Annotated in this window: 15 protein-coding genes and 1 pseudogene; 8 read left to right on the forward strand and 8 right to left on the reverse strand. The window is 69.8% G+C overall.

Annotated elements, in window-relative coordinates; all coding sequences use genetic code 11:
- Nucleotides 1–74: 74 nt before the first annotated feature.
- From MOV08_RS43330 to MOV08_RS43350, 5 genes and pseudogenes are all read right to left on the reverse strand, one after another.
- A complete protein-coding gene (locus tag MOV08_RS43330; RefSeq protein ID WP_275311625.1) occupies nt 75–914 on the reverse strand; it encodes a polysaccharide deacetylase family protein in 840 nt (279 codons plus the stop codon).
- A 675-nt stretch (nt 915–1,589) separates the two neighbouring features.
- Nucleotides 1,590–1,745: a hypothetical protein gene (locus MOV08_RS43335; protein WP_275311626.1), complete on the reverse strand. Its 156-nt coding sequence runs from the start codon at nt 1,743–1,745 to the stop codon at nt 1,590–1,592.
- 20 nt (nt 1,746–1,765) lie between these two features.
- The gene (locus MOV08_RS43340) at nt 1,766–2,320 is read right to left on the reverse strand and encodes an AAA family ATPase (RefSeq protein ID WP_275311627.1); all 555 of its coding nucleotides are present in this window, start codon (nt 2,318–2,320) and stop codon (nt 1,766–1,768) included.
- A gap of 63 nt (nt 2,321–2,383) precedes the next feature.
- Entirely contained in the window at nt 2,384–3,724 is a 1,341-nt protein-coding gene (locus tag MOV08_RS43345; RefSeq protein ID WP_275311628.1) for a hypothetical protein, read from the reverse strand.
- A 270-nt stretch (nt 3,725–3,994) separates the two neighbouring features.
- Nucleotides 3,995–4,630, reverse strand: a pseudogene (locus MOV08_RS43350) (class I SAM-dependent methyltransferase); the annotation flags it as partial.
- Nucleotides 4,631–5,019: 389 nt separating this feature from the next.
- Between MOV08_RS43350 and MOV08_RS43355 the strand changes: the two are divergent.
- From MOV08_RS43355 to MOV08_RS43375, 5 genes are all read left to right on the forward strand, one after another.
- The gene (locus MOV08_RS43355) at nt 5,020–5,778 is read left to right on the forward strand and encodes a hypothetical protein (RefSeq protein WP_275311629.1); all 759 of its coding nucleotides are present in this window, start codon (nt 5,020–5,022) and stop codon (nt 5,776–5,778) included.
- Nucleotides 5,775–6,950, forward strand: coding sequence for a hypothetical protein (locus MOV08_RS43360; protein ID WP_275311630.1), 1,176 nt, complete (start codon nt 5,775–5,777; stop codon nt 6,948–6,950). Before MOV08_RS43355 ends, MOV08_RS43360 begins: the two co-directional genes overlap by 4 nt.
- Nucleotides 6,951–7,577: 627 nt before the next feature.
- Nucleotides 7,578–7,865 (forward strand): inositol monophosphatase family protein, encoded by a 288-nt coding sequence (locus MOV08_RS43365; RefSeq protein ID WP_275312052.1) that lies wholly within the window; start codon nt 7,578–7,580, stop codon nt 7,863–7,865.
- Nucleotides 7,805–8,344 carry an inositol monophosphatase family protein gene (locus MOV08_RS43370; protein ID WP_275311631.1) on the forward strand — a complete coding sequence of 180 codons (540 nt, stop codon included), beginning with the start codon at nt 7,805–7,807 and terminating at the stop codon, nt 8,342–8,344. The genes MOV08_RS43365 and MOV08_RS43370 overlap by 61 nt, the downstream gene beginning before the upstream one ends.
- A 171-nt stretch (nt 8,345–8,515) precedes the next feature.
- Nucleotides 8,516–8,749: an ATP-binding protein gene (locus MOV08_RS43375; protein ID WP_275311632.1), complete on the forward strand. Its 234-nt coding sequence runs from the start codon at nt 8,516–8,518 to the stop codon at nt 8,747–8,749.
- Nucleotides 8,750–9,282: 533 nt separating this feature from the next.
- Here MOV08_RS43375 and MOV08_RS43380 read toward each other — a convergent pair.
- Both MOV08_RS43380 and MOV08_RS43385 read right to left on the reverse strand, forming a co-directional pair.
- On the reverse strand, nt 9,283–9,708 hold the full coding sequence (locus MOV08_RS43380; RefSeq protein WP_275311633.1) for a hypothetical protein: 426 nt from the start codon (nt 9,706–9,708) through the stop codon (nt 9,283–9,285).
- Nucleotides 9,639–10,235, reverse strand: coding sequence for a hypothetical protein (locus tag MOV08_RS43385; RefSeq protein WP_275311634.1), 597 nt, complete (start codon nt 10,233–10,235; stop codon nt 9,639–9,641). The genes MOV08_RS43380 and MOV08_RS43385 overlap by 70 nt, the downstream gene beginning before the upstream one ends.
- Nucleotides 10,236–10,636: 401 nt before the next feature.
- Here MOV08_RS43385 and MOV08_RS43390 point away from each other — a divergent pair, with 401 nt between their 5' ends.
- The 3 genes from MOV08_RS43390 to MOV08_RS43400 all read left to right on the forward strand — a co-directional run bounded on the left by MOV08_RS43390 (nt 10,637) and on the right by MOV08_RS43400 (nt 13,400).
- Nucleotides 10,637–11,206 carry a dihydrofolate reductase family protein gene (locus MOV08_RS43390; RefSeq protein WP_275305713.1) on the forward strand — a complete coding sequence of 190 codons (570 nt, stop codon included), beginning with the start codon at nt 10,637–10,639 and terminating at the stop codon, nt 11,204–11,206.
- A gap of 8 nt (nt 11,207–11,214) precedes the next feature.
- Complete coding sequence (locus MOV08_RS43395) at nt 11,215–12,177, forward strand: GNAT family N-acetyltransferase (protein ID WP_275305712.1); 963 nt, start codon at nt 11,215–11,217, stop codon at nt 12,175–12,177.
- 335 nt (nt 12,178–12,512) lie between these two features.
- Complete coding sequence (locus MOV08_RS43400) at nt 12,513–13,400, forward strand: chymotrypsin family serine protease (protein ID WP_275311635.1); 888 nt, start codon at nt 12,513–12,515, stop codon at nt 13,398–13,400.
- Nucleotides 13,401–13,491: 91 nt separating this feature from the next.
- Here the strand turns inward: MOV08_RS43400 and MOV08_RS43405 are convergent, their stop codons facing one another.
- Nucleotides 13,492–13,701: a cold-shock protein gene (locus MOV08_RS43405; protein WP_039628554.1), complete on the reverse strand. Its 210-nt coding sequence runs from the start codon at nt 13,699–13,701 to the stop codon at nt 13,492–13,494.
- Nucleotides 13,702–14,018 lie beyond the last annotated feature (317 nt).

Genomic DNA, 14,018 nt, shown 5'->3' on the forward strand with positions numbered 1-14,018 from the left:
GGATCCGTCCGCCGCCCGTGCCCCCCCTGGCGCAGGTGCGCGAGTCCGGTATGGATCTCGCCCGGCTCATGCGCTCAGTCGCTCCAGCGGTCGTGGATCTCGCTCAGCGTCGCGAACCACACGTCGTCGTGCTGCCGTGTGTGGCGGATGAATCGCTCCAGCATCGTGATCGCGTGTGCCCGCCCGCTCACGAGGCCGTGCACGGTGAGGGTCACGACGCCGCCGGGCTCGTTCTCGTAGGCGTAGTCGAAGGTGTCCCGCCACCGCGCGAAGACCCCCTCGGTCGACATGAGCCCGGCGAGCATCCCGGGGACGTGGTCGAGTGCGGGGACGTCGTCCATGTACCAGGACACGGGCAGTTCGAGCACCGAGCTGGGCGGACCGAACTCGTGGGGTTCCTCGCGGTGAACCACGACGGGGCGCGGCCGGTAGGGGATGAAGTCGCGGCCCATCAACGAGCTGTCCCAGGCGAAGCCGAACTCCTCGAGGATGCCGAGTGTGGAGTCGGAGAAGTCCCAGGCCGGTGAACGGTACCCGCGGGGGCGCTGGCCGACGATCTTCTCGTGCTGGCTGAGCTGCAACTCCATCAGCCGCCGTTCCTCCCGCTCGGTGAGCGAGGGCACCGACTCGTGGTACGCGCCGTGCGCGGCGATCTCGTGCCCGTGGTCGAGCACCGACCGGATGCTGTCCGGGAAGGTGATCAACGTGTGCCCAGGTGTGCACCAGGTCGTCGGGATCTGGTACTTCCCGAACAGCGCGAGCAGGCGCGGGGCGCCCACCTCGACGTCGAAATCTCCGCGTGACAGAAACGCGGGGCTGAGCTTGGATGTGTCTCCGTTGGGCGCGCACTGCGCGTCGAAGTCGACGCCGATGTTGACGGCGAGACGCTTACCTTCGGGCAGGTTGAGCGGCATGGAGGCTCTTTCGTCGGGTGCCGGGGGCTTGGTCGTCGTGTTCCCACCAACACCGCCTTCGAGCACGCGTATTCCCCTCAAAGCGACGTCGCAACGAGGTCAGCAACCACCTACACGGCCGCATGCTGCCCACACGCCGTCACCACCGCTGACGGTTACGAGCTACTCGACCAACACGCCATCACCAACCAGCACACAGCATCACCGATCAAGAGATGTGACACAGCTTCTGAGGCGAATTCAGGGTCCTCTCGTTTTATTGAATGGGTGTCGGTCGATCGACAAGCTCTCGGCGCTCCACCGCAGCTTGCGCTGCTAACCCAGTGCCGTTGCAACGTGCGTCGTCCCCGGCGCCTAGCATCCCGCATCCCGCGGTCCACTCCTCGCGAATCCCCGTCAGAACCTGCTTTGAGCTGGGCAGTCAGTGATTTTCGCGAGAACTGGATCGGGCGGGGTCAGACGGCGACGGTAGCGCCTGCCACGTCCAGCCGGACGTGGCAGCAACCGAGACCGAGAGAGACGACGATGACCATCCCGACCCGCCGTCAGGTGCCTGTGCAGTCGGCCCTGCCCTACCTGACCACCCCCACCCCGGCCGCCACCCCGACGCCCACGGGGCCGGCTTTCACCGTGCCGCCCCCTCTGGAGGCCCTCCAGGGGCAGGTAGGTGGTCTGCTACCCGGGCCTGCCGCAGGGGGCCCGCTGGAAGCTGTCGGTGCTGGTGTTGCCCTTGAGGATCATCTGCCGTCCGTCGGCGGCCCGGAGACGGAGAACCGTGGTGGACGTTCCGGGCCAGCTGTGGTCGGCGATGATCTCGGCTGGCCCGGTCATGCGGGTTATCGCGCCCCTGTTCACGGGCGGCGCAGGAGGGCGAGGGCCTGGGCAACGACCTGGTCGGGTTTGAGCGTGGTGGTGTCGATCACGTCGGCCCGCTCGCCCAGCCAGGTCGTGTACGCCTGTTCGTAGTCGTCGAGCTTGCGGCGCCGGAAGGCGCGGACCTTCTCGCTGCGCTCTTCGCTATCAGGGAACTCCATGCTGGCCTCGATGCGGGCCCGGATGGTGTCGGAATCGGCGTGTAGGAGGAGGTGGCGGATCTCGGCGCCACCCTTGGCCAGGGCGACGAAGATCTCGTCGGGGTAGTCGCGGCGCAGCAGCGTCATCGGGGCAATGACCGGGCCACCCTGGGTGTAGTGGTCCAGTTCGGCACAGACGCCCGCGACCAGGGTGCGCCACATAGGGTAGTCCTGGGAGTCCTTCTGCTGGCTGGGGTGGTCTCCGATGCTCTTGCGCAGCAGGAAGCCGACCTCCTCGGGGTCGGTCACCAGGCTGTTGGCGAGTTGCTGGTGGAGTAGAGCGGCGGTGGTGCTCTTGCCGCCTCCGAAGGGGCCGTTGATCCAGACGATCATGCGCTTCGATCTCGCTCTTGTCGGTGCTGATAGCCGGCCGTGTATCGGTCCGGCCGGATGCGGTTACTGCTGGTGGTTGGTGCCGTTGTGGTGTGGCAGGAGGGGAACGCGGTGCTGGTGGTAGGCGACGTGGAACCTGTCCGTGTGCACGACCCGCAGCCGGTCCTGTTCCGGGAACGGCTCCTCGGGCAGCGTGAGGGTGACCGTGTTCCGGCCTGGGGTGGCGGCCAGGACAGCGTGATCGTAGGATCCGCGCCGGGTGGAGCGGGGCCGCAGATGGACGGCGAACAGGCCCCGGGCCCGCTCGGGGAAGGTGACATGAACGTCGGTCGGTTGACCTGGGAACAGCGCCGGCGGGGCGTCGGCGTCGAGGGGGCGCAGGGTTGACGGGAGGCTGAGGGCGGGCCCGCACTTGGGGCATCGCAGAGTGTGTAGATCGGTGAGTCCGGGGGGACTGGTCAGGTGTTCAAACGCCCGTGGCGCGCGGCAGCCACTGCAGGTGGGAGCGGGGGACCAGCGCGTCGTGTGGTGGTGGGCGCGGGAGGCGATGAGCTGGCGGGAGAACGCGCCGCCGCGGGTGCGGCTGAGGATCCCGAGCACGGCGTGCCCCCAGCGGAGGCTCAGCTCCTCGATGCGGTCCTCCCACGCCTCGTCCGGGCTACGGACGGCGGCCAGGAGCACGTCCAAGGCTGCCTGGTGGTGGGAGGTCATCTCCTCCAGGCAGGCGGACAGGTCCGCGTCGGGGCGCCGGCCGAGGGATACGAGCAACCCGCGTTCGAGGGCTTCGGCGTTGGCCAGCCGTACGCGCCAGCGGTCCAGGGTTCCGGTATCGGCCCGCGCGCGGCTGCTCGCGGGCGGCGATGGGGCGGGCGGCGTGCCCGTGTCGTCGGGTGCGTGGAGCTGTTGTTCGGGGTCACCCAGCAGGATTGCCGAGGGGCCGCGGACGCCCCGGCGGTGGCCGTTGGTGTCCAGCAGGGTGGCGATCTGGCCGAGCAGGGCGCCGGAGTGCAGAGTCGCGGCGGTGAGAAGGGGCTCGTGGCCGCTGGTGGTCAGATCACCGCGGAGCAGCCCGAGGACCGCCTGCGGATGGCCCTCCACGGCGTCCAGGGCGAGGTTCACATCGGACGGATATTGCTCGGCCTCGCCGAGGGTGATCGCGTTGCACACGAACAAGCCCAGGAAGCGGGTGCGCAGGTCGTGCGGTGCGACGGGGCGGGTGCGGCCGCTCGGATCGGTCTTGCATGTTGTGGGCGTGCACCCGCCGGCCAGCAACGTCCCGTCGAGGGTGTGTTCGGCCGGTCCGCTGAGTCCGCACAGCGTCACGGCGCCGAGGGAGGCATGCGCGGCGGAGCCGTCGGCGTCGACCAGGAGGCTGTCCCAGATGAGGGACAGGACATCGGCCATGGTGCTGCGCTGTTCGGGGTGCTCGGCGGTCAGGATGAGGGTCAGGCCGGTGGTGCCGTCCAGGATGGTGCCCTGACAGGCTCGCCACTCTCGCCCTCGGTGGCGGGCTCTGCCGGAGGTTCGGGTCCGGGTAGGTGCGCAGGATGCTCGACCACCATGCGGCGCGCTCCCGTTCGGCGGGCCGCAGGACGGGCACGGATCCCTCCTCCAACAGCCCGGCAGCCTCGGGCAGTTGGTTGATCCACTGGTGTCGGTCCGGCAAGTGGGACATCAGCGGACCTGCTGGTCGGCGGGCGTGATCAGAGCGCGGAGCGTGTAGGGGGCGGCCACGCCCTGCGTCATGCGGCCGGCGATCTGGCGTGCGGCCGTCATGCCGCGCTGGTGACGGAGGTTGGTGAGCTGGTGCTGGTAGAGCCAGGCTCGGTCCGCGAGCGCGTCGAGGGTCTGCTGCGGGGTGCGGTGTTGGGTGAACTCCGCCAAGGTCTGGGTCCGGGTGGGACGTCCGAGGGCGGCGAGGTGGGCTGTAACGCGCTGGTCGGTGCCCTTGCCAAGGAACAGCGGCCGCGGGCCGTCGGCGAACGCCGCCCGGCGGTAGGCCGCGTCGATATCCGTGAGTGGGTTGGAGCCGTCCGGGTGCAGCAGCAGGCGCACGAGCCGGCCGCCGGGACGCAGGACGCGCGGCGCCTCTTCGACGGCGAGCAGCGGATCGGCGGCGAACTGCAACACCTCGTGCTCGACGACGACGTCGGCGCCGTGGTCGGGCAGTGGGAGCATCAGCGCGTCGGCTTCGACGACGTGGATGCCGGGCAGGTTCGCGTGTTTCAGGTGGGCGGCCATGGCGGGGGAGGGCTCGGCGGCCCAGTACGCCGCGGGGCCGTGTCCGGCGAGCTGCCGGGTGATCCGCCCGGTGCCTGCGCCTCAGCGCCTCGTGTTGCTCGTGAAGGCCGTCGCGGTGGGCGGCCTTTGTGCTGCGGCCTGGCGCTGGACCTGGCCGGGCGGGCGGCGGGTTGAGGCGTGAAGTTCGGGGAGCCGGGCATCATCTGAGTTCGGTTTAGAAAAGCGGCCTTGGGGGTGGTCGAATGGCGGCAGGGTTACCGCCTACCGCGGGAGAAGGCGGCACCACAGGAGACAACGGCTCCGGCCCTCCGGACGCCGAGCCGGCCCCCAGGGGCGACGGCGAGCCGCCCGCGTCGAACCGTAGAGGCAGCACAGGCGACGCTCCCCCGACGGCCGGTGCTGCCTCGGCCCCCGCACCGGATGACGACGAGGCAGCACCCGCGGCGGCAGGCGCACGCATGGCGGGCTGGCTGCGCACCATACCCGGGCTGGCAGCCTCCACCATCGTCACCACCCTGGCGGCGGCCGCCGCCACAGCCGTGTTCACGGGAGCGGTGCACCTGTGGCCCGCCTCGTCGAAGGTCTCCCTGTCCGCGGAAACCGACCCCATGCGTCTCGATGCCGAAGGGGATCTCATCCAGCTCGTGCCCGCCGCGCGGTTCGACGGCACTGAACCGCGGGAAGGGTGCGCGGGTTTCTGGAACTGGGCGCGAGCCCGGGACAGCGTGGACGAGGGCCGGACGACCATGCAGCTGACGGTGACCAATAGCGGCTCGAACACCGCTCTGATCACCGGCATACGGGCAGAGGTGGTCTCCCGCCGACCTGCCTCCCACGTCGTCGTGACCGAGTGCACTACCCAGGGCGAGGCGAAGGTGCACTCGGTGAACATCGATCTCGACAAGCCACAGCCCCGCGGCTTCTACGACAAGGCGGGCAAGAGCGTGCCACCCGACTTCACCGTGCCCGCCGGGGACCTGGAGACTTTCCTGGTCACAGCCCGGATCACGCACGGTGCGGCGCAGTGGAAACTCGCGGTCGACCTGGTGGAGGACGGCCAAAAGCGCACCGTCGTCATACAGGACGGCGGAAAGCTGTTCACCACGATGACCCGCCCCACCGATGCGACCGTCTGGGAGCTGAACCCCCACAGCGGCCGTTGGTTCAGGCCCGACGGGAGCGGTGCCGCGACAGTACAGCCGAGCGGGACGTCATGAAGGCGCGGACCCCTCGACGTCCGACGGGCGGACGAGCGCTCGCCGCTGTCCTGGCCGCGGCAGCGGCGGCGGGAGTACTCCTGTCCCTCATCGTGCTCCGGCTCGGACAGGACGGCTCCGGCTCTGCAAGCCCCGCCCAGCCGGTGACCGCGCCCCGTCTGCATGCGCTGCCCGGGACGGTGGCAGGGGAACGGGTCACCACGGTCGCGGCCGGCATCGGCAGCGTGGCGTACGGGACGTTGAACGGCGACGTCTACCTCTCGTCCGGGCACTCCGCACCACGGCGGCTCACGGGCCTCAAGGGCCGCGTGGTGAAGCTCGCCTTCGACCCCGGCGGCCGGTGGCTCGCCGCCGCCAGCCTCAACGAGCTCGCCGTCATGGACACGGCCCATCCCTCCGCCCCCGTCGCCCAGCGCCCTGTCCGGACCTCCATCGCCCTGGGCGCCGGCCTGATCAGGCCGAACCAGCTCGCCATCGACCGCACCGGCCGCCTGGTCGCCCTCCAAACGGACTCGATCGGCGTCTACGACATGCACGGCAACGGCTCACCGCACTGGCTGGACGACACCCCCGCGTGCGAGGCCGGCGCCCGCGACCTGGCCTTCGTCGGCAGCGAGCTGATCACCGCGCTCGACTCCTGCGCGATCATCTGGAACGCCGCCACGCTACGCATGGAACAGCAGGTGCAATTTCCCGGTACGGGCATCTCCCTGGTCGGCCACGACCGCATCCTCTACGGCTCGTTCACCCACGCGCTGCTGCTGGACTACCGTCGCACCAGCCCGCTGCCCAGTGCCGCCACCGCTCCCGGGCAGCCGCCCCCGGTGCTCAGCGGCACCATCGCCGACAAGACCATCAGCACCTGGCACAGCCCGATCCAGCCGGTCGCTGACGACGGCCGTATAGCGGCGGTCCTACAGGGCACGTGGCTCTTCTTCTGGGAGCCCACCGCCCACCGCATCCTGCCCGTCGTCCCCCTGCCCTTCCCCGCCTTCTGCCCAAACACAACGAAGCCTAGGCTGCCTGCGGCGTTCACCACATCCTTCTCCCCGGACCACAAAAGGGTGCTGATCTCGGGTTACTGCCCGCCGCCGAACATGGACGAGGACACCGACGAGGGCCAGCGCCGTGCGACGTACCGGCACTGGGAAGTCGACTATCCATCGCGGTGAGGGAGCGCGCCCGTCCGACCCACGGGCGCAGGGAGTGATGGGGGCTTCCACCACACCCACCTCGACCACTGGTTGAAACAACGCACTGGGGCGGACTGCCACGGTTTCACCGTGGTCCTCGCCGGCGATGAGACTGCGGGACCTCTTGGCGGAGCGTCACTCCGTGGCCTGAAGCACGTCGGCAGCCGAGCAGGGGTCGACGTCCACGTCGCACGCTGGGACGCAGTGCGCAGCAGGCTGAATCGCGGCCAGGGTTGGCCGCGGGTCCGCTGGCCGGCGGCCAATCCCGGCCGGCCAGCGGGCGGATCCCGGTGCGACCGGTAAGGCGAGCCTGTGATCCGGGGGCCGTACCGGATGAGGCGGTGCGCGGTTGTGGCCCTGCCCCGTGTCCAGGATCACGGGGCAGGGCCCCTCTACCAAGCACTGGCGGCCGACCCGCCCGAGCGCCGTCCTGGAGCCTGTGCGGAGTCGTGATCAACGCTGGCTCCGCGACGTAAGAAGTTGATCTGGCCTCACGCGTCATGGAGGTCGTGAAAGGCTCGCCGGATGGACTATGCGTTCGATGCTCCTCCCGTTGACCGTGAGCTCCTGGACTTCGCTGTTCGCCTGGCCGGTCGTGCTGGGCAGATGTCCGCGGAGGGATTCTTCGGTGGTGACTGGCGCAGCCGTCGCAAGGAGGACGACAGCGAGGTCACCGAGATCGACGTGGCGGTTGAGGAGTTGATCCGAGCCGAGCTGAGTAGCCGGGTGCCGGACGACGGAATCTTCGGTGAGGAGGGAGGTGCGACCAGCGGGTCAACGGGACGGCGTTGGATCATCGACCCCATCAACGGCACCACGTACTTCACTCACCGGTGCCGCTGTTCTCGAACGATCTCGCCTATGAGGACGAGCACGAGCCGGCCATCGGTGTGATCAACATGCCGCTGAGGCAGCAGATGGTGGTGGCGGGCCGTGGTCTGGGCTGCTGGGTGCTGCCGGGTCCGGACCTGGACTTACAGTCGGGCCGCCGCGCTCGGGTCACGGAGCGAACCAGCCTGGGCGGGGCACGGACGCTGATGCACAACCCGGCCGGCTGGCCGGAGGAACTCCTTTCCGCGCTCCACCGCCGGGTCTTCCTGAGCCCATCGACCGGCATGATCGCGGCCCTGGTGACGGGTTGGGCCGACGCGGGCGTCATCGCCGGTCCGCCGATGGGGTACGAGGACGTGGCTCCGATGCCGGTCATCGTCACGGAGGCAGGCGGCAAGGTGACCGATCTGGGAGGGACGTCCGTGCTGCGGGGCGATACGTCGGTGCTGGTCACCAACGGTCGGCTGCATGACCAATTCGTGCAGCTGGTGGAGGACTTGCCGCGCAGTCGCGACTGGCAGGCCCTCGTCGATAGAGATTAGGGCCGGTGCAGGGTCGTGATCAATTGGAGGGGCGGAGGCCGTGGAGCCAGACGATCCGTGCGCGGCGCCGTCGGCGAACCCGACGCCGCTCGGCACGGATGGGGTCGGCCACGCCGGCTTCTTCAACGAGGTCCGACGGTGGTCGGGTTGGTGGATCCGGGGGGGGGACGGATGCAGGGGCGCGGCGAGGAGCTGCGGCGGATCGAGCTGCTGCTCTCCGACGCCCTGCGTGGCCAGAGCGGCGCCGTGCTGGTGCACGGCGAGGCCGGCATTGGCAAGACCGGGCTTCTGGAGCACGCCGCCGCCCGCGCGCAGGGCCTGCGGGTGTTGCGCGTCGAGGGCATCGAGTCAGAGATGGAGCTGGGCTTCAGTGGGCTGCATCAGCTGTTCCTGCCGGTCCTTTAAGGTGCTCGACCGGCTGCCTGGTGCTGCTCCAGCGCACTGTCGCGCTGGAGGGGTTCAGGCGGAGCTGGTTGTCGTGGCCGGCTCGCTCGGGGCCGCCGTCGCGTTCGCCGTCGCGGAGGACGTCGGTACTGACGGCTACGCGATTGTGCTGCACTGCCTGGTGAGGCCGACCTGGCCGTCTGGAGCACCGGCGACGTCGCTGACGTGCTCGTGCTCGCTGCCTTCGCCGGGTGGAGCGCGGTGCGTTCTATCTCGTCGCCGCGACCGCCGCGCGCCGCCCGCGGCGATTCGCCCTCCGGGCTGGTCCGGCTTCGGTGGTACTGGCCACCTTCGCGCTGCGCTGCGCTCTGCCCGCTCTGCCGGCCGCTCCTGGCCGTTCCCGCCGCCTGCTGTCTCGGTGGCCTACGTCTGTGTAGGCCAGTCCTCGGGTGCCTGCCAGCCTCACGGCCCTGTCGCGGCCGGGGCACCGGCCGGACTGGTGCCGACCAGCCCGGGTAGTTGACCGAGCCATGGCTCGAGCGGCCGGGCCGGGTTCAGCAGTCGAAGCGGTGGGTGTAGGGGGTGTGGGGGCAGATGCGGCAGACGAAGAAGTACATTCCGCCGAGGTCGCCCAGGTCCATGCCGTGTCCGAACGTATCGAGGACGGCGGGGTCCGCTTCGGCTTGCCAGGAGGGGACCGCGGCTTCGTCCTGGCGGGGGTCCCGGTCGTCCAGGGGAAGCCAGCGACCGGTGCCCGGTTCGGTTGCGGTGATGCTGAGCAGGTGTTCCATGCGGGTGCCGCAGTCTGTGCAGTCGGGCCAGTTGGGCGGCTGGGTCCATCCGGGATAGCCGCCGACTTTGCTCTGCTGCGTGGTGGCCACCTCGAAGTAGTCGTAGCCCCGTTCCTCCTTCAGGTCCTCGAACCGCTGGCCGAGCAGCTCGCCGAGTCCCTCCGGCAGGTCCCAGTTCGGGTATTCCACTGCCGGTGTGGGGAGAGCGTGCACGGGCGGGGCAGGAACTCCTCGTCCGCGGTGTGCGGGCGGGGCGGTTCCCTGACAGCGGCGCGGGCAGCAGTCAGCGCTGTGCTGCGCCAGGTCAGCCGGGGGTTGGCGGCAGACGCGTCGTCCTCGTGAATGAGCGGGCACCACAGGATCTGCAACAGGTCGGTGCCGGCGGGGAAGACGAGGCCGGGCACGTCTCGCGCGTAGAGCTGGACCACCGGGACCATCGCGACCGGCTCGGGCCCGACGGGCGCGCTGAGCGGCTTGTAGTGGTCCGGTGCGGCGCACATCGGCCAAGGCTCGTCCGCCGGCCACAGCAGTGGCCCGCCCAGGGAGCTGTCCCCTGGGCCCGGCTGCCCGGCCCGGGGGTAGAGGAGGGTGACCTCGCGGGCCGTACCCGTCAACTCCGGAAAGACCGCCTCGACCTCGAAGGGGATCGGCGCCAGCGGCCGGGGCCGGGTGGGCCGGCCCTGAACGGTGCGGTGTTGAGGATGCCTTGACGGCACGGGACCTCCTGCTGCTCGTGACGGTGCGTCACCGACTCTAGGCCCTGCCTTGACAGTCGACGCCCCAGGCCCGGCGCCTCTCCCTGGCCCCAGGCATGGACCTGCACCTGCACCAGTTTGAGTGCTGCCTCACTGAAGGTGCTCACACGGGCTGATGCGGAAGGACGACAGGTACAGACGCATCCGCGGACGCCAGCGGGTCGGCCGGAGCTATGCCGCGATCGGGGAGTCGTCCAGGCCGATGGCTGACGACGGCAGTCGGCAGGGTCGGTAGGTCGGACCGACACATTGGGTCGCCGTGACCGATGCCCGGGGCGGCGACCGTGCCCTAGGTTCGGACCGTCCTCGTCGGTCGCCGCCCGCGCCCCGACGGCCAACCAGCGACAACCGAAAGGCGGCCCATGCGCCGGCTCACCTACTACATCGGCTGCAGCCTCGACGGCTTCATCGCCGGACCGGACGGGGAGACCGACTCCTCCGGCTTCGACGGTGACCTGAAGGACGCGATCCTCACCGAGTACCCCGAGACGATTCCCGGCCACGCCCGTGAGGCACTGGGTCTGGCCGACGTGCCCAACAAGGTCTTCGACACGATCCTGATGGGCCGCGCCACCTACGATCTCGCCCTGCGGATCGGCGTCACCAGCCCCTACCCGCACCTGCGGCAGTACGTCTTCTCCTCCACCCTGCCCCGGACCGACCCCGAGGTGGAGGTGGTGTCGGGGGACCCGGTGGAGCTCGTCCGCGACCTCAAGCGGCAGCCGGGCGCGGGCATCTGGCTGTGCGGCGGGGCGAGCCTGGCCGGGCAATTGCTGGGCGAGATCGACGAACTGGTGGTCAAGCGCTACCCGGTGGTGTTCGGCAGCGGCATCCCGCTGTTCCGCGCCCCCTTCGCCCCCGCCGACTGGCTGCTCCGCGACTCCCGGGTCTTCCTCACCGGCGCCACCTTGACCAGCTACGTCCGACGCTAGGAGCACCGATGCTGTTTCGACCCACGACCGCGGCCGAGGTCGACCGCGTCGCCGCGGTGACGGTCCCCGAACCCGTCGGCTGGATCGACGCCGACCGTTACCGGGATGAGCTCGGGCAGGGAATGTACCGACCGGAGTGGACCTGGGTCGCCGAGGACGGCGACGGCCGGCTGCTGGCCCGCGCCCTGTGGTGGGGCCGGGCGGACAGCGCCCACCCGGTTGCTCTGGACTGCCTGCACGTCGACCCCGGGGCCGGCGACCGGGCCCGGGTGGCGGCCCGGCTGCTCACCGCCGGGCTGCAGGCGTTCGCCGCCGCGGGCGCGCCGAAGCCGCCGCTGTACATCCTGAGGCTGCCGGTCGGTTGGCACGACGACCCGGCGGCCGCGGACGCGGTGGCCTGGCGCCGGACCGCCGCGCGGGCCGCTGGCCTCAGCCACGAGGTGGAGCGGCTGCAGCTGCAGTGGACCAGCGGCGATCCGCTGCCGGGAGGCGAGGGCCGGCTCACCTTCGCCCCGGCCTCCGACGAGGAGTTCCTCGGGATGTTCCGGCGGATCGCGATCGGCAGCCTGGACGACGAGACCCGCCGGAACGTCGCCGCGATGGGCGTCGAGGCGGCCGCCCGAGAGGAGTTGGAGTTCTACCTTGGTTGCCCGGGCGAGCGGGAGTGGTGGCGGCTGGCGTACGGCCCCGACGGGCGGCTCGCCGGACTGGCGATCCCCTCCGCGACGCCTTACGCCCGCAACGTCGGATTCCTCGGCGTGCTGCCCGAGTTCCGCGGCCGCGGCTATGTGGACGACCTGCTCGCCGAGGTCACCCGGAGTCATGCAGGGGCCGGCGCCGAGCTGATCACCGCCACCACCGACACCGGGAACGCACCGATGGCGGCGGCCTTCGCGCGAGCCGGCTACCGGACCACGCAGATCCGGATGATCTGGTCGGCGCCGGTGGCCGATCAGGAGCGAGCGCCGTAGCCGCACCGGCCGCCGGCCGGCCGCCGCCGGCCGTGGGCCGTGGGCTGTTGGCTTGGCCGTGTCGTGTGGCTGCCGGGTGGTCGTGCGCCGAACGCTGTTGCTGTTCGGTTGTCTGGGTGCCGGTGGCCGGTGGCCGGTGGCCGGTGGCCGGTGTGTGGTCGTGGATCGTTGGTGTATGTGCTTGGTTCGGCGCGGTCTCACGGCGGCCGTCGCCTTGCCGGGGCCCGGCGGGCGTTTACGCCGGCCACGTCGATTACATCGGTCTTTCATGCCGGTCGTTCAGGATGGCGGTGGGCTATCCACCAGCAAGAGGGGAACGACAGGTGATTGGGAAGATGAGCAAGATCAGGGCATTACCGGGCTTCGTAGCGGCCTTGGCGCTTACCGGCTCCCTGGGTGCCGCCGCGGCCACCGCGGGCACCGCACATGCCGCCGCGCCTTCCGATCATGCTCAGCAGGCCAAACGCATCTACAACGGCATGCAGATCGCGTTCCCTCCGAACTCGACCGATCTCTTCTGCACCATCGGGGCTGTGGGGACCGACGACCACCAGCGCAAGATAGCCATTTCGGCCGGCCACTGCATCCGGGACACGTCGGGGAAGTACGCCGACCACGAGATCCCGGACGACATCATCCCCGTCGTCGACCGCAACGACACGAAGTACGGTCCGATCGGCTATGTCCGCTACTTCAAGGACCCCGAGGGTTCGCAGACCGGCCATGCCACCAAGGACTACATGGTCATCGAGTTGCTGCCGCAGGTGACGCTCTCCTCCCAGGGGCCGCATCTCAAGCAGACCGGAGTGCTGAAGTACCCCCAAGGGCCGGTCAGCCCGAACGCGATGAAGCCCGCGCTCGACACCGAGCGCCTGCTGACGACCGGCAACAACGAGATCATCACGTCGGGGCAGACAGGGACGTGGTACGGCACCGTCATGAACAACGACAACGGCATCTACCGGGCTCCGGCCGTGAACAAGGCGGGTGACTCGGGCGGCCCGGTGATCTGGCATGTTCCGGGAACCGATCTCCCGTCCCAGGCCAACAAGTTCCAGGCGGCCGGCCCCTGGGCCGGAATCACCAAGGCGATCACCCTGCAGTTGCCGCCCTTCAACTACACCAGCTCGGCGAACATCCTCGCCGACCTGCGCGCCCGCGAGGCCGCCGTCCCCCAGCACGACATCTACGGTGCGGGTTTCGAGGTGACCCCCAACCCGTAATGGCCGTATCGTCCCGAGGAGCCCCCACGAGCCCTATGGGAGGGGGCTCCTCGACGCCGGGGACGAAGGCCCCCCGGCCGCTGCCTCGAAGCTACTGTTCGAGGACTACGACGTTCTCGGCCTGTGGCCCTTTCGCCCCTTGTACCAGGTCGTATTCGACTCTGTCGTTGTCCATGAGGGACTTGAAGCCGTGTGACTGAATTGCGGAGAAGTGCACGAAGACGTCTGGTCCGCCGTCGTCCTGGGCGATGAATCCAAATCCCTTGTCCGCGTTGAACCACTTCACGGTTCCTGTAGCCATTGCATTTCCCTCACGCTCAGTGTCCACTGTTCGACCTATGTTCCCCTGGCCGGGCCGCTACGAATCCTGTGGTCTCTTCGGGTGCGCCGATGGTGCTCTGACCAAACTTCGAACTTGAGGTTGTCGTCTCCCGCCGCCGGTCCGTTGCCGCGCCTCGTCGTCCGTCCGGGCGTCGAGGATCAGGGGCGGGAGATCGGCGCCATGAGCGACTGCGCCGTGCTGTCAGTGGCGGCTGACAGGATGTCGGGCATGACGGTCAAGGACGTGACACGCCACGATGTTGCCGAAGAGGGGATGGAGGGCGCCCTCCAGTGCGG

It is taken from the genome of Streptomyces yunnanensis (assembly GCF_029011865.1).
In the GTDB taxonomy this organism is placed as follows: Bacteria; Actinomycetota; Actinomycetes; order Streptomycetales; family Streptomycetaceae; genus Streptomyces; species Streptomyces yunnanensis.

Coding starts and splice junctions, on each gene's coding strand:
- MOV08_RS43330 (WP_275311625.1), bottom strand. CDS start 914: ATGCCGCTCAACCTGCCCGAAGGTAAGCGTCTCGCCGTCAACATCGGC.
- MOV08_RS43335 (WP_275311626.1), bottom strand. CDS start 1,745: ATGACCGGGCCAGCCGAGATCATCGCCGACCACAGCTGGCCCGGAACG.
- MOV08_RS43340 (WP_275311627.1), bottom strand. CDS start 2,320: ATGATCGTCTGGATCAACGGCCCCTTCGGAGGCGGCAAGAGCACCACC.
- MOV08_RS43345 (WP_275311628.1), bottom strand. CDS start 3,724: ATGGCCGATGTCCTGTCCCTCATCTGGGACAGCCTCCTGGTCGACGCC.
- MOV08_RS43355 (WP_275311629.1), top strand. CDS start 5,020: ATGGCGGGCTGGCTGCGCACCATACCCGGGCTGGCAGCCTCCACCATC.
- MOV08_RS43360 (WP_275311630.1), top strand. CDS start 5,775: ATGAAGGCGCGGACCCCTCGACGTCCGACGGGCGGACGAGCGCTCGCC.
- MOV08_RS43365 (WP_275312052.1), top strand. CDS start 7,578: ATGTCCGCGGAGGGATTCTTCGGTGGTGACTGGCGCAGCCGTCGCAAG.
- MOV08_RS43375 (WP_275311632.1), top strand. CDS start 8,516: ATGCAGGGGCGCGGCGAGGAGCTGCGGCGGATCGAGCTGCTGCTCTCC.
- MOV08_RS43390 (WP_275305713.1), top strand. CDS start 10,637: ATGCGCCGGCTCACCTACTACATCGGCTGCAGCCTCGACGGCTTCATC.
- MOV08_RS43395 (WP_275305712.1), top strand. CDS start 11,215: ATGCTGTTTCGACCCACGACCGCGGCCGAGGTCGACCGCGTCGCCGCG.
- MOV08_RS43400 (WP_275311635.1), top strand. CDS start 12,513: ATGAGCAAGATCAGGGCATTACCGGGCTTCGTAGCGGCCTTGGCGCTT.
- MOV08_RS43405 (WP_039628554.1), bottom strand. CDS start 13,701: ATGGCTACAGGAACCGTGAAGTGGTTCAACGCGGACAAGGGATTTGGA.